Here is a 23,220-nt window from a genome sequence, read left to right on the forward strand (position 1 = left end):
ATTTTTTCAGTTTATTAATTAGTTTAATTTCGGATTTTTCTTCGGTTATTTTAATTGAATTAAGAATTCTAGTTACAGCCAGAAGTCGTAATTACAATCTGATTTCCATTCATTTCGTAATTCGTATCATTCCCAATACTTTTACAAATTATTTTCAGCTTTTCCGCCAGCGGCTGATCGCTTAATGAAGTAGTTAATCTGCAATCTTTTAATTTGTCGTGAGGAAAATCTATATCTACCAAATAAGCCTGTTCGATAGTTTCAAGAATTTGTGCTACAGGTATATCTGTAAATTCAAAGCTTAGTTGCTCAATATTCCTAACACTGCTTACTAAAATAGGGTCTTGAGTAATATTAGTTATTTTATTAAAAACTAATTCCTTACGAGCAAAACGCAACGCTTGATTAGGAAGCAAAACAATTTCCTCTTTTTCTGCGATGCGAACCAAATCATTAGATTTTACCTTAACTTTACCGGTGCGAACAAGAACTTCAACATTCTGCTGATCTGGATAAGCCTTTATTCTAAAGCTTGTACCTACAACGCGAGTGACAATTTCGTTAGCGTAAACAAAAAAAGGCTTTTTAGGATTTTTACTAATTTCAAAGAAACCTTCGCCGGATAAATACACCTTTCTTTCGTTCCCGGTAAAGATTTTAGGGTAACTTAATTTACTATTGGGCTGTAATAAGACCGAACTTCCATCAGATAAAGTAATGATCTGTGATTTTTCAGAATTGTTGGTTTGTTCTACCAAACCTTCATCATTATCCTGAACCAGTTCGTTATAAGTAACTACACTATCATTTGCAGTTAATTCGTTTCTAAATAACCATACAGAAAAAATACTAACTAGAATAGCTGCAGCAATACCGCTAATCCAATATCTCTGTATTTTTAATTTTTGAAGTTTTGAAGTTTCTTGAGAAAGTTCTTCTCTATGTTCAATTTTACGCCAAGTTTGCTGTAAGGCTTCATGAATTTCGTTAGAAGATAAATTAGATTTTGGAACTCTCATTGCCAGTAACACAAGTCTAGCATCTTCGACAAGTTTGGCTCTTTGAAGATTTTCTAAAGTCCATTCTTCCCAGCCTTGTTCATCAATTTTAGATAAAATCCATAATTGAAAAGATTCATCAGCCAAAAAGTCTTCTATTTCGGTATAATTGTTACGTTTTTGCATCTTACTATAAAGGTTACAAAAACATAGAGGACAGTTTTTTTATTATATACTCACCGATTTAAGATTTTTTTTTGATTTTTTCTTAAATATTTAAAAAACCCCTGAAGATATAAGGACTAAAAGCGGAATACTCCCCTTCCATTCCTTACGAAGACTCAACAAACCTCGATGAAGAAGATTACTCGCAGACTGATAATTTACATCTAACAAATCTGCTATTTGATCTACACTTAAACCTTGGTGATAGCGTAAATACAATGCCTCTTTCTGGCGTTCAGGCAAATCATTTAATAATTTATTCAAAAGCAGAACTCGTTCGGCAGTAACTTCATCTTCTACTAAATCATTTTCTATGGAAAAGTCAAAAAGGAATTCTAAAACATCTGTTGTAGTTGTTTTTCTAAAGACATGATCTCTTTCATGCAGTCGGGCAATTCTTTTTCTGACACTAGAAAGCAAATACGCTTTTACTATAACATTATCTTGCAAAGAGTCTCGATAAAGCCAAATATCTGCAAAAACATCTTGAATACAATCTTGCACTTTTTCAGCATACGGACAAAGTGAATTGCCATAACTAATTAAGTCTCCATAATACTTTTCAAAAAGCAAAGAGAAGGATTTCTCATTACCATTTTTCAAATTGTTCCATAGAATAAAATCGTCTAAAACCTTGTTCTTTAAAATTTGGCTCATACAAAAATACTTTGGGGCGCAAAAAATCGAATCAATCTAAATCAATCGTAAAAGGAGGATTAATTGCAAAGGGTTAATATTGCTTTTAAAATTTGATTCTTTTTTTAAGATTATATTTGATCTGCAATAAACTATAATTTAACAAAAATTAAACAAGTATTTTACATTTTACAGAACTCTTTTTATCTTTAAAAAAACTCAAATTTTAACATTATTTTTTGTTTTTGTGTGATAAATATATAAAAGCAAAAGATTAAAACCCAATAATTCGCTAAAATTTACTTTTTTTTTCAAATTTATCAGTATTTATACCGTTTTTTTGATTAAACCTAAAATTTACTATAATTTAAATTTTAATTAACAGAATTAGACTAAACTATTTCATTTCTCAAATATTAAGAAGTTATTTTTTTTCTTAAACAAAATCAAAGCTTTTTTTGATGATGTTTTTCATTATCTAAAAACAAAAAAGCCTCACTGTTTTATCAGTAAGGCTTTTATATTTTAGATTTTTTTTACTTAAAAAGCAACATTCCATCTTGGCAATTTACCATTTTCATCTAAGAAATTTTGTAAAACCTGCCCTTCAACAGCTGTCGGAATTGCTTTTATATCTCCAGCAAAAGTTTCGTACCAAACTACTTCTAATGCTTCAATGTTCTCAAGTTTCATTTGTGCTGGCCAAGAATATTTTCTTCCTGTTTTAGCAAATTGATGCCCGTTTACAATTTTGTCGTAAAGCCCACCATTTTTACTTTTTAAAGTTCCGTCATTTTGAACAGTTCCTGTAGAACCAACCATAATTAGTTCTTTTGCATCATCTTCAACAGCATACACAACAAAGATTCCAGCGCTTCCTTCTGGCGCGTTGCAAGCTTCTTCTAAACTATCATTTACAGTAAAAGTAAAACTGTTTGTTGCTTTAAATTTTTCTAATTCTTTATACATATTTTCTTTTTAAGCTTCTAAGATACTGAGGTTCTGAGATGCTAAGTTTTTTTCATTTACGCCTCAGCCTTTAAAATGTAAAAAAGTCTCAACAGGATAATTGAGACTTTTTTGGAATTTATTATTTTGAGACTTGAAGATTATCCAAGTACTTCTTTTACTTTTTTACCAATTTCAGCTGGTGAATCAACAACGTGAATTCCGTTATCTCTCATGATTTGTTTTTTAGCAGCAGCTGTATCATCAGAACCACCAACAATTGCACCTGCGTGACCCATTGTTCTACCAGCAGGAGCAGTTTCTCCAGCGATAAATCCAATAACTGGTTTACGGTTTCCATCAGCTTTTACCCATCTTGCAGCGTCTGCTTCAAGTTGACCACCGATTTCACCAATCATGATGATAGCTTCAGTTTCTGGATCGTTCATTAATAATTCAACAGCTTCTTTAGTTGTAGTTCCAATAATTGGATCTCCACCAATACCAATTGCAGTTGTGATGCCTAAACCTTGTTTTACAACTTGATCAGCAGCTTCGTAAGTTAAAGTTCCAGATTTAGAAACGATACCAACTGTTCCTTTTTTGAAAACGAAACCTGGCATAATACCAACTTTAGCTTCACCTGGAGTAATTACACCTGGACAGTTTGGTCCAATTAATCTAGAATTTCTTTCTTTAACATAATTATTTGCTTTAATCATATCTGCTACAGGAATTCCTTCTGTAATAGCAATAATTACTTTAATTCCAGCATCAGCAGCTTCCATAATTGCATCAGCAGCAAAAGCTGGCGGAACAAAAATGATAGAAGTATCAGCACCAGCTTGATCAACAGCGTCTTTTACTGTGTTAAAAACTGGACGATCTAAATGGCTAGTACCACCTTTTCCTGGAGTAACACCTCCAACAACATTAGTACCGTACTCAATCATTTGAGAAGCATGGAAAGTACCTTCGCTTCCTGTAAATCCCTGAACAATTATTTTGGAATCTTTATTAACTAAAACACTCATGATATATATTTTATGTAGTTTTTAAATTTGTGTTGCAAAAATAAGGTTTTGTAATGTATTTTGCCTCTTTTATTGTCAAAAAAATATTAAGAAAATTGACTCATTTGATAACCTCTATAAAGTTTATCATCTTTTATCTGCCAAATGGTTGCAAAATGTGCTAAAAGCATTTCTTCTCTCGGATTTTCTATTGTTTTTACAAAATGAGAATAACGCACTGATACTAAATCATCTTCGCTAATAATATGGCTAATTCTAACCTTAGAGCGCACATAGGCACGGCTAAGGTCATTGGCCATTTCAATTATCGAATCATAATCCATTTGAATAAAACCTTTGCTACTGTTCCATTCAAGCATAACATCTGGATGCAGATATGTTTTTAGAATTTCGCTATCAATTAATGCATCTGACTTATAAAATTTCTGAACAAATTCTTTAATAGACATATTACTTCAATTTACTTAAAATTTCAGGAATCTTCTTGATATTGGCTAATTGTTTCAATTTTTCTCTAGATTCTTCAATTGGAGTACCAAAATATGATTTTCCTCCCTCAACTGATTTAGTAACGCCTGTTTGTCCCATTACAACTGCTTTTGCCCCAATTGTAATGCCACTTGTAGTTCCTACTTGACCCCACATCGTAACTTCATCTTCGATAATCACACAACCTGCAATACCAGTTTGAGAAGCAATTAAACATTTCTTACCTATTACGGTATCATGCCCTACATGCACTTGATTATCCAGTTTTGTTCCCGCTCCAATTGTAGTATCTCCAGTAACACCTTTGTCTATCGTGCACAAAGCACCAATACCAACATTATCTTCAATAACTACTCTTCCTCCAGAAACCAATTGATCAAAACCTTCAGGACGTTTTTTATAGTAAAAAGCATCGGCTCCTAAAATAGTTCCTGCATGAATAATTACGTTATCTCCAATTATGGTATGATCGTAAATAGAAACATTTGAATGAATTAGGCAGTTTTTACCAATTTTAACATGATTACCTACAAAAGTATTTGGCTGAATAACAGTTCCCTCTCCTATCTCTGCAGATGGTGCGATAGCAACATTTGCCAATTGAAACGGTTTAAAATGTTTGGTAAGAATATTAAAATCTCTAAAAGGGTCGTCTGAGATTAAAAGCGCTTTACCCTCTGGGCATTCTACTTCTTTGTTTATCAAAACAATGGTCGCCGCCGATTGTAAAGCTTTATCATAGTATTTTGGGTGGTCAACAAAAACAATATCTCCAGGCTCCACAACGTGTATCTCGTTCATACCTAAGACTTGAAAGTCTTTGTCTCCAATAAATTTGCAGTTAAGCAAATTGGCAATTTCTTGTAAAGAATGACTCTTTGGAAATTTCATATAGTATAATTAGAAAATCTGTCAATTAGAAAATGAGTCAATTAGAATGTGAATATACAAAATTATGTCGACTCACTTAGCATCTAATTGACTCATTGTCAAATTATCTTAATTAAAAAAACTACTCTTTTACACGCTCCATGTAAGATCCTGAAGCTGTATCAATTTTAATTTTATCGCCTTCGTTGATAAACAAAGGAACGTTGATATTTGCACCAGTTTCTACTGTTGCATTTTTAGTAGCGTTTGTAGCTGTATTTCCTTTTACACCTGGTTCAGCGTAAGTAACTTCAAGAATTACAGATGCTGGCATATCTACTGATAATGGCAAATCTGTTTCTGTATTGATCTGTACCATTACGTTCGTTCCTTCTTTTAACAAATCTGGAGCGTCCAAAATGTTTTTATTCAAAGAAATTTGCTCAAACGTTTCAGCATTCATAAAGTGAAACTCATCACCTTCTGGATATAAATATTGAAATGTATGTGTTTCAACACGAATAACGTCAATCTTGTGACCTGCTGAAAAAGTATTGTCTAATACTTTACCAGAAGTTAAACTTTTCAATTTTGTTCTCACGAAAGCTGGGCCTTTTCCAGGTTTTACGTGAAGAAATTCGATGATTTTATAGATATCGTGATTAAATTTAATACACAATCCGTTTCTAATATCTGATGTAGATGCCATTTGTATTTGTTTTATTTTTTGTTTAACCGTTTAATCGTTTAACTGTTTTTTTCGACTAACGATTAAACAAATAAACAATTAAACTTTATTTTTTAATAATTTCCTGAGTAACCTTTCATAATTCCTCGAGAAGAATTTCTAATAAAATCTAGAATTTCATCCCTTTCTGGAGTCGCTTCCATTTCAGCCTCAATAATACTTAAGGCTTGAGTTGTGTTATAATTCTTTTGGTATAAAATCCTATAAATTTCCTGAATTTCTCTAATTTTTTCAGTTGTAAATCCTCTTCTTCTTAAACCTACAGAATTAATTCCAACATAAGACAAAGGTTCTTTTGCCGCTTTTGTAAATGGAGGAACGTCTTTTCTAACCAAAGAACCTCCAGAAATCATAGCATGATCTCCAATATGGATAAATTGGTGAATCGCAGCTAAGCCTCCAATAACAGCATGATTACCAACTACTACGTGACCTGCTAAAGCAACGCCGTTTACAATAATTGCATTGTTTCCGATCTCACAGTCGTGTGCAATATGTGCATAAGCCATTACTAAACAATTGTTACCAATTACAGTCTGACCAGAAGCAATTGTTCCTCTATTTATAGTTACACATTCTCTAATTGTACAATTATCACCAATAATCGCAAGAGAATCTTCACCTCCAAATTTTAAATCTTGTGGCACTGCAGAAATTACAGCTCCCGGAAAAATATTACAATTTTTTCCAATTCGAGCACCTTCCATAATGGTCACGTTTGAACCAATCCAAGTACCATCACCAATAACAACATTATTGTGAATTGTTGTAAATGGCTCTATTACAACGTTTTTAGCGATTTTCGCGCCTGGATGAACATATGCTAATGGTTGATTCATCTGTATGTTTTATATTTTTAATTAAAATATTCTAATTTGAAGCAACAAACCTAAACAATAAATTTGATAATTTATTATTGTTTTCTTGCTATTTGTGCCATCAATTCTGCTTCAGTTACTAATTTACCATTTGCATAAGCGTTTGCCTGCATATGACAAATTCCTCTTCTGATAGGAGATATTAACTCACATTTAAAGATTAAAGTATCACCCGGCAATACTTTGTGTTTAAATTTAACATTATCAATTTTCATGAAATATGTCAAATAATTTTCAGGATCTGGAACAGTGCTTAATACTAAAATCCCTCCTGTTTGTGCCATTGCCTCTACAATTAATACACCTGGCATAACTGGAGCCTCTGGGAAGTGACCAACAAAGAAATTCTCATTCATAGTAACATTTTTCAATCCTACTACATGACGATCAGACATTTCAATAATTCTGTCAATCAACAAGAATGGTGGTCTGTGAGGCAGCATAGACATGATCTTATGAATATCCATCAATGGTTCTTGATGTAAATCATATGTAGGAACATGATTTCTTTGCTCTATTTTGATGATTTTTGCCAATTTCTTTGCAAATTGAGTATTTACAAAGTGTCCTGGTTTATTAGCAATAATTTTTCCTTGAATACGAACTCCAATTAAAGATAAATCTCCAATTACATCAAGCAGTTTGTGTCTTGCTGCTTCGTTTGGATAATGTAAAGTAAGGTTATCTAAAACTCCGTTTGGTTTTACAGAAATCTCGTCTTTACCAAATGCTTTCTTTAAATTCTCCATTGTAGATTCAGAGATTTCTTTATCCACATAAACAATTGCATTGTTTAAATCCCCACCTTTAATAAGTCCGTGCTCTAACAATGACTCTAATTCGTGTAAGAAACTAAAAGTTCTAGAACTTGCAATTTCAGATTTAAAATCTGCTAAACTTTTAAGAGTAGCATTTTGAGTACCTAAAACTTTAGTACCAAAATCTACCATTGTTGTGACCTGATACTCATCGCTTGGCATAACAAGAATTTCGCTTCCTGTTGCTTCATCTGTAAAAGAAATTACTTCTTTTACTACGTAAACATTACGTTGCGCGTCTTGCTCTTCGATGCCAGCTTTTTCAATAGCTTCAACAAAATATTTTGATGAACCATCCATAATTGGAAGTTCAGAGGCATTCAATTCAATAATAATATTATCCAAATCGCATCCAACTACTGCAGCCAATACGTGCTCTGGTGTCTGAATTTTAACACCAAGTTTCTCAAGATTTGTTCCTCTTTGAGTATTAACAACATAATTAGCATCAGCCTCAATGACTGGTTGACCTTGCAAATCTACTCTTACAAAAGTGAAACCATTATTAACGGGTGCAGGTTTAAAAGTCATTGTAACTTCTTTTCCAGTGTGTAAACCAACTCCTGTTAGCGAAATTTCATTTTTGATGGTCTTCTGTTTAACCATTATTTCCATTTTTTGGGTTTATTATTTGTTTCTTTAATTCTTCAACTTCGGCCACAATTTTGGGTAGATTCTTAAAATGAACATATGATTTATTAAAATCCGTATATCCAAGTGATGGTGTCCCTTGCAAAACTTCATCATCTTTAATGTTTCTGGCTACACCCGATTGAGCTTGAAGCCTAACATTATTTCCTATTATTAAATGACCTGCAATACCTACCTGTCCACCAATCATACAGTTTTCGCCAATTTTTGTAGAACCCGCAACACCGCTTTGAGCCGCTATTACTGTATTTTTTCCTATTTCTACATTATGGGCAATCTGAATTTGATTGTCTAATTTAACTCCTTTTCTAATTATCGTAGAACCTAGAGTTGCTCTGTCAATTGTAGTATTAGCACCAATATCTACATTATCTTCAATAATAACATTTCCGATCTGAGGAACTTTACTATATTCTCCATTTTCATTTGGAGCAAAACCAAAACCATCTGCACCTATAATCACGCCAGAATGAACCGTGCAATTATTACCAATTATAGTTTCAGAATAAATTTTAGCACCAGCAAAAATGAACACGTTATCGCCAATAACAACATTATCGCCAATAAAACTATTCGGATAAATTTTTACATTATTACCTAAAACTACATTTTGGCCAACATAACTAAAACTGCCTAAATATAGATTCTCTCCATGTTTAGTTCCTTCAGACATAAATGACTGAGGCTCGATACCGTTTTTGTTTAATTTTACCTGATTATAAAAATGTAAAAGTTTAGAAAATGCCGCATAAGCATCTTCCACCTTTATAAGTGTAGTACTAATTTCCTGTTCTGGAACAAAGCTATCATTAACAATTGTTACTGTCGCTTTTGTGGTATATATATAATTGATATACTTTGGGTTAGCCAAAAAAGTAAGAGATCCTTCCTCTCCTTCTTCGATTTTAGAAAGCTTAGAAACTTCTGCATTGGGATTCCCAACAACTTCTCCTTCTAAAATTCCTGCTATTTGTTCTGCTGTAAATTTCATCGCGACAAAAATATAAAAAATAGATTTTAAATGTTAATTTTATATAAGTTGTTTTGGAAAACAGATATAATATTTTGTTACCAATTTAGATAACGATTTCAAATTCAGCTGGTCAGAAGCCTCAACAACATCTTCAATTGTCTTATCTTTTTTCAAAATACGAATAGGTTCTGCTTCCTTACTATATGCCTGATTTTTTATTTTACCTCTAAAAATAAAGTATCCAGCATCTACAGCCGAAATTTGATGTGCTTCAGCAAACTCTTCTTTTAAAGACTGAGATTCTTCCATCGGAATTTTTTCTGCACTAAGCTTAATTTTCAACAAATCTCTGTTGATGATCATTTTGCTTAAAGTAGAAAGTATAAAATCATTATGTTTCTGCCAAGCTTTTAGAGCACTTATAATATCAAAATCGTCTAACTGAGAGAATAAATCCAATTTCTCCGCGTCAAAATCTTCCAGCGTAATCTTATTTTGCATGAAATACATCAGAGGTTCACTGCAAGGCAATTTAACTCCTTTTAAAGTCAATTCTTTTGCTCTCTTCAGCACCTTCATTAAAATTAATTCGGCTACTAAACTTGTTTTATGCAAATAGGCTTGCCAGTACATCAATCTTCTAGAAAGCAGAAATTTTTCTACTGAATAAATTCCTTTTTCTTCAATTACCAAAACATCGTTTTCTACGTTCATCATCTGAATCAATCGTTCAGAATTTACGTTTCCTTCTGCAACACCCGTATAAAAACTATCTCGTTTTAAATAATCCATTCGATCCATATCCAACTGACTAGATATCAATTGTAGCATGAATTTTCTATGATATTCTCCTTTAAAAACCTGAATTGCCAAACTTAATCTTCCATCAAATTCTTCATTCAACTGATTCATAAACAGTAACGAAATAGCTTCGTGATGCACATCTTCAACAATACTTTTTTCCATTGCATGCGAAAACGGCCCGTGTCCTATATCATGAAGTAAAATTGCTATCAATAGCGCATTTTCTTCTTCTTCAGAAATAACAACATCTTTAAAACGAAGCGTATCAATAGCCTTCTTCATCAAATGCATACATCCTAATGCATGATGAAAACGCGTATGATTGGCTCCTGGATATACCAAATATGACAGCCCCATCTGTGAAATACGGCGTAAACGCTGAAAATAAGGATGCTGAATTAAGTCGTAAACTAGCTCATTCGGAATCGTAATGAAGCCATATATAGGATCGTTGAATATTTTTAATTTATTGATCTGAGTCACAGTGTGGTCATTTTTTAGGTCAACAAATATAAGTAAATAAGTATAAAGAGCTTGGTGTTTTTTATTTAAAAATCACAATTGAAATTGTAATGATTATCAATAAAATACATTAAAAAATGTTAAATTTAAAAATAAAATCACGCTTCATCTTTGGTAATTTTATACTATTTTTAATACTTTTTAAGTTCTATAACTTTAAATTGCAGTAAAATTAAATTGATTTATGGATAAGATAAAAATACTTTGGGTCGATGATGAAATCGATCTTCTAAAGCCTCACATATTATTTCTAGAAAAAAAGAATTATGAAGTTACAACTTGTAATAACGGACTCGATGCAATCGCGTTATTTGAAGAAGATAATTTTGATATTGTTTTTTTAGACGAAAACATGCCAGGAATGAGCGGATTAGAAACACTTTCTGAAATGAAAGAGAAAAAATCTGCCATCCCAATGATTATGATCACAAAAAGCGAAGAAGAATATATTATGGAAGAAGCCATTGGTTCTAAAATCGCTGATTATTTGATTAAACCTGTAAATCCGAATCAGATTCTGTTGAGTTTGAAGAAAAATCTGGATGATTCGAGATTAATCACAGAAAAAACAACTTTAGATTATCAAAAAGAATTCAGAAAAATTTCGATGGAATTAGCAATGGTTAATTCGTACGAAGATTGGATTGAATTGTATAAAAAGTTGCTTTTTTGGGAACTAAAACTGGAAGACATCAACGACACAGCGATGATTGAAATTCTAGAATCTCAAAAAGTGGAAGCCAACTCACAATTCGGAAAATTTATCGAAAGAAATTACGAAGACTGGTTTGCTCCAAAAGCAGATAAACCTATACAATCTAATACTTTATTTAAGGAATTAGTTGTCCCAGAAATAAAAAAGAAAGACAAACCGATTCTTTTTGTTGTAATTGATAATCTTCGTTACGACCAATGGAAATCTTTTGAAAGCGTCATATCAAATTATTATAAACTTGAAAAAGAAGTTCCTTACTACTCTATTCTTCCAACTGCTACACAATATGCTAGAAATTCGATTTTCTCTGGTTTAATGCCTTTAGAAATGGAAAAGCAATTTCCCGAATATTGGAAAAATGATGTAGAAGACGGGGGAAAAAACCTTTATGAAGCAGAATTTTTATCGGCTCAACTAAAACGTTTAGGCTTGAATATTAAAGAAGATTATTTTAAAATCACCAACTACTCAGGCGGAAAAAAGTTAGCAGAAAACTTTAAAGCTTTAAAAGGAAATGATTTAGTAACTGTGGTTTATAACTTTGTTGATATGCTTTCCCACGCAAAAACAGAAATGGAAGTGGTAAAAGAATTGGCTTCAGACGATAAAGCATACCGTTCTTTAACGCTAAGCTGGTTTAAAAATTCTCCCTTATTAGAAATTATTCAGCAAGCCCAACTTTTAGGTTTCAAATTGATTTTAACTACAGACCACGGAACAATTAATGTGAAAAATCCGTCGAAAGTTGTGGGAGATAAAAACACAAGCCTAAATTTGCGCTACAAAACTGGCCGTAGTTTAACATACGAACAAAAAGACGTTTATGTAGTTAAAGAGCCCAAAACAATTGGTTTGCCAGCTATAAATATGAGTAGTTCGTTTATTTTTGCCAAAAATGATTTCTTTTTGGCTTATGTAAACAATTATAATCATTATGTAAGTTATTACAAAAACACGTATCAGCACGGGGGAATTTCATTAGAAGAAATGATTATTCCGTTCTTGGTATTTAACCCGAAGTAAAAAAGTTTTCAGTCGCGGTTTTCAGTTTTCAGCAGTGAATACAATTAAATAAAAATAATTTTTGCCACAGATTTCACAGATTATCACTGATTAAAAAATCCTTTTTAATCTTTTAATCTGTGGCATTAAAAAATAATTCGCGAAAATTTGCGAAATTCGTGGCAAAAATTAAATAACAATGAACATCGTTTTTTCATTAGATCAAATTCAAGAAGTTGCAGAGCAGATTATAGCTTCAAATCCTAATAAAATTATCCTTTTTAATGGAGAAATGGGAGTTGGAAAAACTACTTTTATCAAACAACTATGCAAAAGTCTTGGAATTACTGATGCAACTAGTAGCCCTACTTTTTCTTTAGTAAACGAATATCAAATTCCAAACGGAAAAAAAGTCTATCATTTTGACTTTTACAGAATAAAACAAGAAACCGAAGCGCTAGATATGGGAGTTGACGATTATCTATACTCTGGAAACTGGTGTTTTATTGAATGGTCTGAAAAAATTGCAAGTTTAATTCCTGAAGAACATTCTACAATAAACATCAAATTACTTTCAGACGGAAAAAGAGAATTAGAATTGGTTTAAAACATTCAATCAATACTTATTATTGAGAGTTATTATATTTCTTAACTTTTCGCTTTGAGTATTAGCAGAATTTTTACACTAATTTTAAAACTTTTTACGTAATTTGTACTCTTAATTTTTTGCACTATCCATGTCAATCACGTTAACTCCATTTACAAAACAACAATTAATACCGCAGGAAGAAAAACTTGAGGTTGGTCGTTTTAAAAGAGAACTTTTTATAGGAATCCCTAAAGAAACAAGTTATCAAGAACGTCGTATCTGTCTTACGCCTGATGCAGTCGCTTCCTTAACTTATGAAGGGCATCGCGTTATGATAGAATCTGGCGCTGGAGAAAGTTCGAGTTATACAGACAAGGAATACGCCGATGCTGGTGCAGAAATTACAAAAGATACTAAGAGAGTTTTTGGCTGTCCGTTTCTATTAAAAGTAGAACCGCCAACTTTAACTGAAATAGAAATGATTAATCCTGAAACGGTTATCATTTCGGCTATTCAGCTTAAAACTAAAAAGAAAGAATACTTCGAAGCCTTAGCAAAAAAGAAAATCACTGCCTTAGCTTTTGAATACATAAAAGATGAAGACGGTTCGTATCCAGCAGTAAAATCTTTAAGCGAAATTGCAGGAACTGCTTCAATCTTAATTGCAGCGGAATTAATGATTACTAACGAATTCGGAAAAGGACTTTTGTTTGGAAACATAACAGGCGTTCCTCCTACTGAAGTTGTAATTCTGGGCGCTGGAACTGTGGGCGAATTTGCCGCAAAAACAGCAATTGGATTAGGAGCAAACGTAAAAGTTTTCGATAATTCTATTACTAAACTACGTCGTTTACAGAACAATTTAAATCAAAGAATTTTCACTTCAACCATACAGCAAAAAGGTTTATTAAAAGCTTTAAGACGTTGTGATGTTGCAATTGGTGCGATGCGCGGTAAAGAACGTTGCCCGATTGTAGTTAACGAAACAATGGTTGAACATATGAAAAAAGGCGCTGTAATTGTTGACGTTAGTATTGATACTGGAGGTTGTTTTGAAACATCTGAAGTAACAACTCACGAAAAGCCAACATTCATAAAAAATAACGTTTTACACTATTGCGTACCTAATATCCCATCACGTTATTCCAAAACTGCCTCATTATCAATCAGTAACATCTTAACACCTTACCTACATCAGATAGCCGAAGATGGTGGTATTGAAAGCGCAATTCGGTGCAACAAAGGCCTTAAAAATGGCATTTATCTTTATCACGGAATTCTAACCAATAAAGCTATTGGCGACTGGTTTGATCTTCCAGATAACGACATTAATTTACTTGTATTTTAAGGGAACTTTAGTGTACCTTTGCAAAAAAAATTATTTCATGAAGTTCGCATACCGCTTTGCATATTATTTGATTGGTCTCGTAATGGGATGTTTTATTGTATCAGGATTTTTTATTGGAAAAGACACTCGTTGCAATTATTTTCCAAATGCTCGAGTTTTAAACAATCTTAGAACAAAGCCATTCCAATATTCTCCAAAAGCAGTTCAGACTTTAAGTGAAAAATGGGTTGACACTGCAGATGTCAAAAACACCTTAACTTACGGAGATGTAGATTTTGACCAAAGCAATGTCCCTTTTAATAAAGGAAAACTTTATATTATTGAAGGGAAAACAGTAAAGAATCAGGAAATTATTCTAAAAGTGGTTAATTACGAAAACAAAGCTGTTTTAGAAGAAATCATAAAAAAATAACACAAAAAAACCTTTGTTTCTAACAGATTCAAAGGTTTTTTTGTTATTTCGAGGAACGAGCAATATTTCTCACATTTTATTCTTTGTCTCTTTGTAACTTTGTAACTTAAAAAAATCACCATTCGATTTCTTTCAATCCTTTAGACTTCAAGAATTTATTTGTTTGACTAAAATGTTTATTTCCAAACCAAAATCCTCTATTTGCACTCAAGGGCGAAGGATGTCCTGATTTTAAAATATGATGTTTTGACGCATCAATCAAAGCCGCTTTCTTTTGAGCAAATCCTCCCCAAAGTAAAAAAACAACATTCTCTTTTTCAGCAGAAATCTGTTTTATAACTGCATCCGTAAACTTTTCCCAACCTTTTCCCTGATGGCTTCCAGCTTCGGATTGTCTTACAGTTAAAGTAGCATTTAAAAGAAAAACACCTTGATCTGCCCAACGTTCTAAATTACCTGTATTTGGAATCGGAATATTAAAATCATCTTGAATTTCTTTAAATATATTTTGAAGTGATGGCGGAAATGTAATTCCGTCATTTACAGAAAAACACAAACCATTTGCCTGATTAGGTCCATGATAAGGATCTTGTCCAATTATAACAACTTTTACTTCATCAAAATGACAATGATCAAATGCAGAAAAAATCTGATTTCCTTTTGGATAACAAACTTTTGTCGCGTATTCAGTTTTTACAAATTCTATTAAATCGTTGAAATATGGTTTTTCGAATTCTTCATTCAAAACAGGCTTCCAAGAAGAATGCATTTTTACGTCCATAATTTTTTTTATGCGAATTTCAGAAATTAATACTACAAATCATATTTATGCGAATATAAATTTCGATTTCAATCATAATGTTTTCGTACTTTTGTCTTTGCTTTCATAAAGAAATTAAATGATCAGTATTACCGAAAAAACATTACAAGACTTACAATTTCCAACCGTACTCGAAACCATTTCTGATGGTTGCAATACTGATATTGGAAAAGAAAAGGCTTTACAAATAAAACCCTTTAGAGATAAAGAAGAATTAATGCAAGCTTTGATGCAGACATCAGAGTATGTATCTTCTTTCCAAAATAACAACGCCATTCCGAATCACGGATTTGACGCCATAACGCATGAAATTAAGTTTCTAGCCATTGAAGACAGTTTTCTTGAAGTAGGGAGTTTTAGAAAAATCGCGAATCTTTCTGCTACAACAAATGTCTTATTGAATTTCCTTAAAAAGTTTGACGACTATTATCCAAACTTAAATGCTAGGGCTTCAAGAGTAGAATTAACTAAAGATATTATCTCGGCAATTGATGCTATCGTAGATAAATATGGAGAAATTAAGGACAATGCCTCTCCTGCTTTAGCCGGAATCAGACAAAATATGAACCTGGTTCGCGGAAAAGTAAACCAAAGTTTTGGTGTAGCTTTGACTCAGTATAACAGTCTAGGTTATTTGGACGATATTAAAGAAAGTTTCGTACAAAACCGTAGAGTTTTAGCGGTTTTAGCAATGTATCGTCGTAAAGTAAAAGGTTCTATTTTAGGAAGTTCTAAAACTGGAAGCATTGCTTACATCGAACCTGAAGCTACTTTGAAATATTCACGAGAATTAGCCAATTTAGAATATGAAGAAAAAGAAGAAATTACAAGAATTTTAAAAAATTTATCGAATGTAATTCGTCCATATCTTCCTTTATTAATTGAATACCAAGACTTTTTAAGTGATATTGATGTTGTTGCGGGTAAAGCTAAATACGCAAATCGAATTAACGGAATTCTTCCCACAATTACAGAAGAAAGAAGATTATTCTTTAGAGAAGCGTATCATCCAATTTTGTATTTAAACAATAAACAGAAAAAAGAAGTCACGCATCCGCAAACAATTGAGCTAAAACAAGAAAATCGTATTATTGTAATTTCGGGACCAAATGCTGGAGGAAAAACGATTTCCTTAAAAACGGTTGGATTATTACAGCTAATGTTACAATCTGGAATTTTGATTCCGGTTCACGAAAGGAGTGAAACTTTCTTGTTTGATAGAATTCTAACTGACATAGGAGATAATCAATCTATTGAAAATCACTTAAGTACCTATTCATATCGTTTAAAAAACATGAATTACTTTTTAAAGAAATGTAATAGAAAAACTATGTTTTTAATTGACGAATTTGGTACAGGTTCTGATCCTGAATTAGGAGGAGCTTTGGCTGAAATTTTCTTGGAAGAATTTTATCATCGTGAAGCTTTCGGAATTATCACAACACATTATTCCAATTTAAAAATTTTGGCAAACGAATTACCATATGCCACAAATGCGAATATGATGTTCGACGAAAAATCTCTTGAACCAATGTACAAATTAGCTTTGGGACAAGCAGGAAGTTCGTTTACTTTTGAAGTAGCTCAGAAAAATGGAATTCCGTTTGGATTGATCAATCGTGCGAAAAAGAAAATTGAAGTTGGAAAAGTTCGTTTTGACAAAACAATTGCTACTCTTCAAAAAGAGCGTTCGAAGTTGGAAAAGACTTCTTTGAATTTAAAAGAAGAAGAAACTCGTGCCCGTGAAGAAAGTAAAAAGATGGAAAACATCAATACCAGAATTCAGCAAAAATTAGAAAGTTATCAGGAATTATATGATAGTAATCAAAAGATAATTTACATAGGACAAAAAATTGATGATATTGCAGAGAAGTATTTTAACAACAAAAACAAAAAAGAACTGATTGGTGAATTTTTGAAAATTGTTGAGATTGAAAATTCTAAACGAAAAAAAGCAACTCCAAAAGAAGTAAAAGCAAAAGTTGAAAAACAAAAAGAAATTATTGCCGAAGTTCAGGTAAAAGTTGAAGAAATTCGTCAAGAGAAAAAAGAGAAAAAACTTAAACCAGTTGTTGAAAAACCAAAACCAATTTTAAAAGTTGGTGATCGAGTAAGAATGCTTGATGGAAGATCTGTTGGAAGTATAGACTTAATCGAAAAAAATAAAGCGACAGTAAATTATGGTATTTTTACTTCGAAAGTAAGTTTAGATGAATTGGAATTGGTAGAAGCTGTAAAAAAATAAGTTTTTAGTATTGAAACATCACTAAAAACTTACAAAATAAAAATAAAGCGATTTAAACGACGATTTTTAATTTTAGACAAAAGTAGATTTATAATTTAAAAAAATCCATTTAAAACAATTTATGAAGGTCATTTTTAATTTGTAAAATTTATTAATTTCATTTTTTTAATAGATAAAATAAATAATAGTAAAATCCACGTTTTATACGATTTATATATAAAACTTGAAACAAACATAAAGAATGGAAAGTCTTCCAGAAAATAAAAAAATAGTTCTTTTTGATGGAGTTTGTAATCTCTGCAGTTCTGCTGTCCAGTTTATTATAAAACATGACCGAAAAGACATTTTTAGATTTGTTGCATTACAATCTGATCTAGGAATTTCGATTTGTAAACATTTAGGAATCAGTTTTTCTAAAATGGATAGCATTATTTTATACGATCCAAAAACGGCTTATTTTTATAAATCTTCAGCGATTATTGAAATTGCTAAAAATTTTGGAGGCATTTGGAAGCTAACTCCTGTTTTTAGAATTGTACCTATTTTCATAAGTGACAAAATTTATGATTATGTTGCAAAAAACAGATACAATTGGTATGGTAAGAAAGAAAGCTGTATGATTCCAACTCCGGAATTGAAAGCGAAGTTTCTTTAAACTCTAATTTCCAATTTTCCACAATATTGTCATTTCGAGGAACGAGAAATCTTCGCAAGTAACTATACTCCAATTGGAAAAACTTTGTCGAGCTTCACGCGAAGATTTCTCGTTCCTCGAAATGACAAAACTAAGCGGAATAGCCCAAATAAAAGCAAAAATCCCAAATTCACAATAATTGGAATTTGGGATTTTTTTATAGAAATTTTCAGATTCTTATCTGATCAATTTTCTGTATTTCAAACGTTTCGGAGTTAAGTCACCACCAAGACGTTTCTTTTTGTTTTCTTCATAATCAGAGAAACTTCCTTCGAAGAAATAAACTTCAGAATCTCCTTCAAAAGCTAGAATGTGAGTACAAATTCTATCTAAGAACCATCTGTCGTGAGAAATAATTACAGCACAACCAGCAAAATTCTCCAAACCTTCTTCAAGTGCTCGAAGTGTATTTACGTCAAGGTCGTTTGTCGGCTCATCTAGTAAAAGTACATTTCCTTCTTCTTTCAAAGTCATAGCCAAGTGTAGACGGTTACGTTCTCCACCAGAAAGCATTGAGACTTTCTTGTTCTGCTCGCCACCACCAAAGTTAAAACGAGATAAATATGCTCTTGAGTTAACTTGCTTTCCTCCCATCATAATCAATTCCTGACCATCAGCAAAGTTTTCCCAGATTGATTTGTTCGGATCGATATTAGAGTGCGACTGATCTACATAAGCAATTTTCACTGTGTCTCCAACAGAAAATTCTCCACTATCAGTAGCTTGCTCTCCCATAATCATTTTGAAAATAGTCGATTTACCAGCACCATTCGGTCCGATAATTCCAACAATACCAGCTTGTGGCAAAGTAAAATTCAAATTATCATACAATAATTTATCACCAAATGCTTTTGCAACATTTTTAGCTTCAATAACATTTGTTCCTAAACGAGGACCATTCGGAATATAGATTTCTAGTTTTTCGTCTAGTTGTTTTTGATCTTCATTCAATAATTTGTCGTAGTTCTGTAAACGCGCTTTCTGTTTTGTTTGACGACCTTTTGCACCTTGACGAACCCACTCCAACTCACGCTCTAAAGTTTTTCTACGTTTAGAAGCCACTTTTTCTTCTTGAGCCAAACGGTTTGATTTTTGATCTAACCAAGAAGAATAGTTCCCTTTCCATGGAATACCTTCTCCTCTATCCAACTCTAAAATCCATCCAGCCACATTATCAAGAAAATAACGGTCGTGCGTTACAGCAATTACAGTTCCAGAATATTGTGCTAAGTGCTGTTCCAACCATAAAACTGACTCGGCATCAAGGTGGTTGGTAGGCTCATCTAATAACAATACATCTGGCTGTTGTAATAACAAACGACATAAAGCTACACGACGACGCTCTCCTCCTGAAAGGTTTTTAATAGGTGTGTCTCCTTCTGGAGTACGCAATGCATCCATTGCAATTTCTAATTTTGTATCAATTTCCCAAGCACCAAGCGCATCAATTTTATCTTGCAATGCTGCCTGACGGTCCATCAATTTATCCATTTTGTCCTGATCTTCATAGTATTCTGGAAGACCAAACAAATCATTGATTTGATTGTACTCTTCTAAAACCGCCATAGTCTCAGCTGCTCCTTCACGAACAATTTCGATAACTGTTTTAGAATCATCAAGAATTGGTTCTTGCTCCAAGTATCCCACTGTATAACCTGGCTGAAAAACTACATCTCCCTGATAATTTTTATCAACCCCTGCAATAATTTTTAAAAGTGAAGATTTTCCAGAACCGTTAAGTCCTAAAATACCAATTTTTGCTCCGTAAAAGAAACTCAAATAAATATTTTTAAGTACTGGTTTGTCTGCTCCTTGATAGGTCTTACTCAATTTCTGCATTGAGAAAATTACTTTCTTATCGTCTGACATTTTTTATATTTTATTTTAATTATTTAATTAGATTTGAGATTGATATTTCACTTTACAATGAAATATTAAACCCTGCCTTTCAACGCATTGAACACCCAGGCATTTGCAAAAAAACCAACTCCAACAGCAGCAAATCCCCAGCCTGAAACATCACTGTACCTAAAGATTCCAAGACCTATAAGTAACAATCCCATAAGTACCATTATTAAAGTAGCCCATCCTAAAATGGTATTTTTATTCATTCCCATAGTTTTATAAATATTTAATGCAAAATTTTAGAAAGGCAAATATCGTGAATTTTAACGGCTTAATTAAAAATTTTATACAGCATTTCTTTTAGCAGGTCAGATTGCGGTAAAGCATTAGCCCCCACACCTTTACTCTTAATATCAATATCTCGTAAAGCTCCAACAATCTGACTTACTTTTCGCATTGGATAATTTTTTACTGCCAAATCATATTCTTTTAAGAAATATGGGTTAACACCAAGCGCTGTTGCCACATTTTTAGCGCTTTTGTCTTTTAATCCATGATATTTTAGAAGCTGAACAAAAAATCCGAATACTAAACCAGTAGTCATTACTAGAGGATATTCCTTAGGATTATGAGCAAAATTCTCTGCAATCTTATATGCTTTCAACTGATTACGTTCTCCAATTGCTTTCCTTAGTTCAAAAACATTATAATCTTTACTAAAACCAATATTCTCTTCAATATGCTCTGCTGTGATCATGGTTCCTTTTGGCAAAATAATCTGCAGTTTTTCAAGTTCATTATTGATTTTACTCAAATCTGTACCCAAAAATTCTACAAGCATAGCATTGGCTTTAGGGTCAATAGTATATTTTTTGCCGGCCAAAACACGCTTAATCCAATCTCCAACCTGATTTTCATAAAGCTTTTTACTTTCATAAACTAGACCATTTTGCGCCAATACTTTAGTAACTTTTTTACGTTTGTCTAAAGTTTTGTATTTGTAGCAAAAAACCAAAACTGTCGTTTCCATTGGATTATTGGCATACGCTTCTAATTTATCAATATTTCTAGACAAATCTTGAGCCTCTTTAACTATAACAACTTGACGTTCAGCCATCATAGGATAGCGCTTGGCCGTTGCAACAATATCTTCGACTGATACATCTCTTCCGTACAAAACTGTCTGATTAAAGCCTTTTTCTTCTTCAGCCAAAACATTTTCTTCGATATATTCCGATAACTTATCTATATAATAAGGTTCTTCACCCATTAAAAAATAAATCGGTTTAATATCTCCAGCTTTTATATCGTTAACAATTTTTACTACTTCGTCCATTCAATCTTTTGTTTCAAGTTTCAAGTTTAAAGTTTCAAGCTCTGTTTCAAAACTTGAAACTTTAAACTTGAAACCTGAAACTATTTTATATTTTTGCTTTATGCTTAAACTTAATTTCCCAGCTTACACTTTCCGATTCAAAAATAGCGAAAATAAAGTGTCTATTTTTGATGAAATCAGGAAAAAATTTATAATTCTCACACCAGAAGAATGGGTTCGCCAGCACGTTGTTCATTTTCTGATGCATGAAAAAAAATACCCCAAATCACTTATCAATGTAGAGAAAGTTTTAACTGTCAACGGATTACGAAAACGATACGATATTGTTGTATTTAATCCAGATGGTTCTATACATATATTAGTAGAGTGTAAAGCACCAGAAGTTAAAATATCTCAAGCAACTTTTGATCAAATTGCTCGTTACAATATGACAATGCAGGCACGGTTTTTGAACGTCACAAACGGACTAAACCACTTTTATTGTCAAATGGATTTTGAAAACGAGAAATATGAATTTTTAAGAAATCTGCCTGATTATAAAGAAAACCATTAAACAAATAAATAACTAGAATACTTTTGGATAAGATAGCAGTTGTCATTTTAAATTGGAACGGTGTAAAATTGCTAGAGCAATTTTTACCATCTGTCATTCAGTTTTCAGAAGGCGCAACAATATATATAGCTGACAATGACTCTACAGACAATTCTGTTGCATTTGTTACAGAGAACTTCCCTACTGTAAAAATTGTAAAAAACTCAGGCAATCATGGTTTTGCAAAAGGCTATAATGATGCCTTACAGCATATTGATGCAGAAATTTATGCCTTAGTAAATTCAGATATAGAAGTTTCAGAAAACTGGCTCAGACCAATTCTTGACACTTTCGATAAAGAAAAACATACCGCTATTATTCAACCTAAAATTCTTGATTTTAAGAATAAGGAATATTTTGAATATGCTGGTGCAGCTGGTGGTTTTATTGACAAATACGGTTTTCCTTTCTGTCGAGGAAGAATATTTGATACCATTGAAAAAGATAATGGACAATATGATGATAACATTGAATTGTTTTGGGCTTCGGGCGCTTGCTTCTTTATAAGAAAAAATGTTTATCACGAGTTAAACGGATTTGACGAAAGCTTCTTTGCACATCAAGAAGAAATTGATTTATGCTGGAGAGCTGCGAACGAAGGACATATTATAAAATACAATTCCCAATCCGTTGTTTACCATGTTGGCGGCGCAACATTACAGCAAGGAAACCCTAAGAAAACCTATTTGAATTTTAGAAATTCACTATTAATGATGATCAAAAATCTACCAAAAAGAGGATTGTTTTTTGTGATTTTCTTCCGCATGGTTCTAGATGGTGTTGCCGGTATCCGTTTTCTTACACAAGGTAAAATTGAACACACTTTTGCCATTATAAAGGCACATTTTTCATTTTATTGCTTATCTTTAAAATATCTCAGAAAACGAAAAGATTTCCAGATTCAGCAATACTATATGGTGAAAAGCGTCGTTTTCCTTTACTATATACGAAAATTGACCTTATTTAAAGAAATCTTTAACAGTATTCAAAATATTAAAAACTAAATTTGTAATCAAGTCTAATTAAAA

General features: G+C 32.4%; 23 protein-coding genes. 8 read left to right on the forward strand and 15 right to left on the reverse strand.

Annotation, left to right across the window (positions count from 1 at the left end; all coding sequences use genetic code 11):
• Positions 1-68 precede the first annotated feature (68 nt).
• The 11 genes from ABXT06_RS04760 to ABXT06_RS04810 all read right to left on the reverse strand — a co-directional run bounded on the left by ABXT06_RS04760 (position 69) and on the right by ABXT06_RS04810 (position 10,555).
• Positions 69-1,184: a FecR family protein gene (locus tag ABXT06_RS04760; RefSeq protein ID WP_354589712.1), complete on the reverse strand. Its 1,116-nt coding sequence runs from the start codon at positions 1,182-1,184 to the stop codon at positions 69-71.
• 90 nt (positions 1,185-1,274) lie between these two features.
• Positions 1,275-1,880: an RNA polymerase sigma factor gene (locus ABXT06_RS04765; RefSeq protein ID WP_354589713.1), complete on the reverse strand. Its 606-nt coding sequence runs from the start codon at positions 1,878-1,880 to the stop codon at positions 1,275-1,277.
• A 519-nt stretch (positions 1,881-2,399) separates the two neighbouring features.
• Positions 2,400-2,828, reverse strand: a complete 429-nt coding sequence (locus tag ABXT06_RS04770; protein ID WP_354589714.1) for a hypothetical protein — start codon at positions 2,826-2,828, stop codon at positions 2,400-2,402.
• 140 nt (positions 2,829-2,968) lie between these two features.
• Positions 2,969-3,841 carry a succinate--CoA ligase subunit alpha gene (sucD, locus tag ABXT06_RS04775; RefSeq protein WP_057118027.1) on the reverse strand — a complete coding sequence of 291 codons (873 nt, stop codon included), beginning with the start codon at positions 3,839-3,841 and terminating at the stop codon, positions 2,969-2,971.
• 86 nt (positions 3,842-3,927) lie between these two features.
• The gene (locus ABXT06_RS04780; protein WP_354589715.1) at positions 3,928-4,290 is read right to left on the reverse strand and encodes a nuclear transport factor 2 family protein; all 363 of its coding nucleotides are present in this window, start codon (positions 4,288-4,290) and stop codon (positions 3,928-3,930) included.
• Position 4,291: 1 nt separating this feature from the next.
• A complete protein-coding gene (locus ABXT06_RS04785) occupies positions 4,292-5,221 on the reverse strand; it encodes a UDP-3-O-(3-hydroxymyristoyl)glucosamine N-acyltransferase (protein WP_354589716.1) in 930 nt (309 codons plus the stop codon).
• Between the two features lie 121 nt (positions 5,222-5,342).
• A complete protein-coding gene (gene efp, locus ABXT06_RS04790) occupies positions 5,343-5,909 on the reverse strand; it encodes an elongation factor P (RefSeq protein ID WP_095929274.1) in 567 nt (188 codons plus the stop codon).
• A 92-nt stretch (positions 5,910-6,001) separates the two neighbouring features.
• Positions 6,002-6,787, reverse strand: coding sequence for an acyl-ACP--UDP-N-acetylglucosamine O-acyltransferase (gene lpxA / locus ABXT06_RS04795; protein ID WP_091497682.1), 786 nt, complete (start codon positions 6,785-6,787; stop codon positions 6,002-6,004).
• 74 nt (positions 6,788-6,861) lie between these two features.
• On the reverse strand, positions 6,862-8,250 hold the full coding sequence (locus ABXT06_RS04800) for a bifunctional UDP-3-O-[3-hydroxymyristoyl] N-acetylglucosamine deacetylase/3-hydroxyacyl-ACP dehydratase (protein WP_111378211.1): 1,389 nt from the start codon (positions 8,248-8,250) through the stop codon (positions 6,862-6,864).
• A complete protein-coding gene (lpxD, locus tag ABXT06_RS04805) occupies positions 8,243-9,286 on the reverse strand; it encodes a UDP-3-O-(3-hydroxymyristoyl)glucosamine N-acyltransferase (protein WP_354589717.1) in 1,044 nt (347 codons plus the stop codon). Before lpxD ends, ABXT06_RS04800 begins: the two co-directional genes overlap by 8 nt.
• Before the next feature lie 39 nt (positions 9,287-9,325).
• Positions 9,326-10,555, reverse strand: coding sequence for an HD domain-containing protein (locus tag ABXT06_RS04810; RefSeq protein ID WP_354589718.1), 1,230 nt, complete (start codon positions 10,553-10,555; stop codon positions 9,326-9,328).
• Positions 10,556-10,778: 223 nt separating this feature from the next.
• Here ABXT06_RS04810 and porX point away from each other — a divergent pair, with 223 nt between their 5' ends.
• The 4 genes from porX to ABXT06_RS04830 all read left to right on the forward strand — a co-directional run bounded on the left by porX (position 10,779) and on the right by ABXT06_RS04830 (position 14,660).
• Positions 10,779-12,332, forward strand: coding sequence for a T9SS response regulator signal transducer PorX (gene porX / locus ABXT06_RS04815; RefSeq protein WP_354589719.1), 1,554 nt, complete (start codon positions 10,779-10,781; stop codon positions 12,330-12,332).
• 178 nt (positions 12,333-12,510) lie between these two features.
• Positions 12,511-12,918 carry a tRNA (adenosine(37)-N6)-threonylcarbamoyltransferase complex ATPase subunit type 1 TsaE gene (gene tsaE / locus ABXT06_RS04820; protein ID WP_354589720.1) on the forward strand — a complete coding sequence of 136 codons (408 nt, stop codon included), beginning with the start codon at positions 12,511-12,513 and terminating at the stop codon, positions 12,916-12,918.
• A 130-nt stretch (positions 12,919-13,048) separates the two neighbouring features.
• Entirely contained in the window at positions 13,049-14,248 is a 1,200-nt protein-coding gene (locus ABXT06_RS04825) for an alanine dehydrogenase (RefSeq protein ID WP_008464031.1), read from the forward strand.
• A gap of 37 nt (positions 14,249-14,285) precedes the next feature.
• Positions 14,286-14,660, forward strand: coding sequence for a DUF4258 domain-containing protein (locus ABXT06_RS04830; RefSeq protein ID WP_354589721.1), 375 nt, complete (start codon positions 14,286-14,288; stop codon positions 14,658-14,660).
• A 115-nt stretch (positions 14,661-14,775) separates the two neighbouring features.
• On the opposite strand, the gene ABXT06_RS04835 is transcribed toward ABXT06_RS04830, so the two are convergent.
• Positions 14,776-15,441 (reverse strand): uracil-DNA glycosylase, encoded by a 666-nt coding sequence (locus ABXT06_RS04835; RefSeq protein WP_354589722.1) that lies wholly within the window; start codon positions 15,439-15,441, stop codon positions 14,776-14,778.
• 118 nt (positions 15,442-15,559) lie between these two features.
• Between ABXT06_RS04835 and ABXT06_RS04840 the strand changes: the two genes are divergently transcribed.
• Positions 15,560-17,725 (forward strand): endonuclease MutS2, encoded by a 2,166-nt coding sequence (locus tag ABXT06_RS04840; RefSeq protein ID WP_354589723.1) that lies wholly within the window; start codon positions 15,560-15,562, stop codon positions 17,723-17,725.
• Positions 17,726-17,966: 241 nt separating this feature from the next.
• Positions 17,967-18,380, forward strand: coding sequence for a thiol-disulfide oxidoreductase DCC family protein (locus ABXT06_RS04845; RefSeq protein ID WP_354589724.1), 414 nt, complete (start codon positions 17,967-17,969; stop codon positions 18,378-18,380).
• A 216-nt stretch (positions 18,381-18,596) separates the two neighbouring features.
• On the opposite strand, the gene ettA is transcribed toward ABXT06_RS04845, so the two are convergent.
• From ettA to holA, 3 genes are all read right to left on the reverse strand, one after another.
• Positions 18,597-20,288 (reverse strand): energy-dependent translational throttle protein EttA, encoded by a 1,692-nt coding sequence (ettA, locus tag ABXT06_RS04850; RefSeq protein ID WP_198855721.1) that lies wholly within the window; start codon positions 20,286-20,288, stop codon positions 18,597-18,599.
• A 65-nt stretch (positions 20,289-20,353) separates the two neighbouring features.
• Positions 20,354-20,536 carry a CAL67264 family membrane protein gene (locus ABXT06_RS04855; protein WP_035643908.1) on the reverse strand — a complete coding sequence of 61 codons (183 nt, stop codon included), beginning with the start codon at positions 20,534-20,536 and terminating at the stop codon, positions 20,354-20,356.
• Between the two features lie 59 nt (positions 20,537-20,595).
• A complete protein-coding gene (gene holA, locus ABXT06_RS04860; RefSeq protein ID WP_354589725.1) occupies positions 20,596-21,600 on the reverse strand; it encodes a DNA polymerase III subunit delta in 1,005 nt (334 codons plus the stop codon).
• Between the two features lie 100 nt (positions 21,601-21,700).
• Here holA and ABXT06_RS04865 point away from each other — a divergent pair, with 100 nt between their 5' ends.
• Both ABXT06_RS04865 and ABXT06_RS04870 read left to right on the forward strand, forming a co-directional pair.
• Entirely contained in the window at positions 21,701-22,153 is a 453-nt protein-coding gene (locus ABXT06_RS04865; protein ID WP_354589726.1) for a type I restriction enzyme HsdR N-terminal domain-containing protein, read from the forward strand.
• 23 nt (positions 22,154-22,176) lie between these two features.
• Complete coding sequence (locus ABXT06_RS04870) at positions 22,177-23,196, forward strand: glycosyltransferase (RefSeq protein WP_354589727.1); 1,020 nt, start codon at positions 22,177-22,179, stop codon at positions 23,194-23,196.
• The last annotated feature ends 24 nt before the right edge of the window (positions 23,197-23,220 follow it).

This window comes from Flavobacterium sp. UW10123 (assembly GCF_040538975.1).
In the GTDB taxonomy this organism is placed as follows: domain Bacteria; phylum Bacteroidota; class Bacteroidia; order Flavobacteriales; family Flavobacteriaceae; genus Flavobacterium.

Coding starts and splice junctions, on each gene's coding strand:
- ABXT06_RS04780 (WP_354589715.1), bottom strand. CDS start 4,290: ATGTCTATTAAAGAATTTGTTCAGAAATTTTATAAGTCAGATGCATTA.
- ABXT06_RS04855 (WP_035643908.1), bottom strand. CDS start 20,536: ATGGGAATGAATAAAAATACCATTTTAGGATGGGCTACTTTAATAATG.
- porX (WP_354589719.1), top strand. CDS start 10,779: ATGGATAAGATAAAAATACTTTGGGTCGATGATGAAATCGATCTTCTA.
- efp (WP_095929274.1), bottom strand. CDS start 5,909: ATGGCATCTACATCAGATATTAGAAACGGATTGTGTATTAAATTTAAT.
- ABXT06_RS04865 (WP_354589726.1), top strand. CDS start 21,701: ATGCTTAAACTTAATTTCCCAGCTTACACTTTCCGATTCAAAAATAGC.
- ABXT06_RS04785 (WP_354589716.1), bottom strand. CDS start 5,221: ATGAAATTTCCAAAGAGTCATTCTTTACAAGAAATTGCCAATTTGCTT.
- ABXT06_RS04800 (WP_111378211.1), bottom strand. CDS start 8,250: ATGGTTAAACAGAAGACCATCAAAAATGAAATTTCGCTAACAGGAGTT.
- ABXT06_RS04840 (WP_354589723.1), top strand. CDS start 15,560: ATGATCAGTATTACCGAAAAAACATTACAAGACTTACAATTTCCAACC.
- ABXT06_RS04825 (WP_008464031.1), top strand. CDS start 13,049: ATGTCAATCACGTTAACTCCATTTACAAAACAACAATTAATACCGCAG.
- sucD (WP_057118027.1), bottom strand. CDS start 3,841: ATGAGTGTTTTAGTTAATAAAGATTCCAAAATAATTGTTCAGGGATTT.
- holA (WP_354589725.1), bottom strand. CDS start 21,600: ATGGACGAAGTAGTAAAAATTGTTAACGATATAAAAGCTGGAGATATT.
- ABXT06_RS04845 (WP_354589724.1), top strand. CDS start 17,967: ATGGAAAGTCTTCCAGAAAATAAAAAAATAGTTCTTTTTGATGGAGTT.
- ABXT06_RS04835 (WP_354589722.1), bottom strand. CDS start 15,441: ATGGACGTAAAAATGCATTCTTCTTGGAAGCCTGTTTTGAATGAAGAA.
- ABXT06_RS04830 (WP_354589721.1), top strand. CDS start 14,286: ATGAAGTTCGCATACCGCTTTGCATATTATTTGATTGGTCTCGTAATG.
- tsaE (WP_354589720.1), top strand. CDS start 12,511: ATGAACATCGTTTTTTCATTAGATCAAATTCAAGAAGTTGCAGAGCAG.
- ABXT06_RS04770 (WP_354589714.1), bottom strand. CDS start 2,828: ATGTATAAAGAATTAGAAAAATTTAAAGCAACAAACAGTTTTACTTTT.
- lpxD (WP_354589717.1), bottom strand. CDS start 9,286: ATGAAATTTACAGCAGAACAAATAGCAGGAATTTTAGAAGGAGAAGTT.
- ABXT06_RS04760 (WP_354589712.1), bottom strand. CDS start 1,184: ATGCAAAAACGTAACAATTATACCGAAATAGAAGACTTTTTGGCTGAT.
- lpxA (WP_091497682.1), bottom strand. CDS start 6,787: ATGAATCAACCATTAGCATATGTTCATCCAGGCGCGAAAATCGCTAAA.
- ABXT06_RS04765 (WP_354589713.1), bottom strand. CDS start 1,880: ATGAGCCAAATTTTAAAGAACAAGGTTTTAGACGATTTTATTCTATGG.
- ettA (WP_198855721.1), bottom strand. CDS start 20,288: ATGTCAGACGATAAGAAAGTAATTTTCTCAATGCAGAAATTGAGTAAG.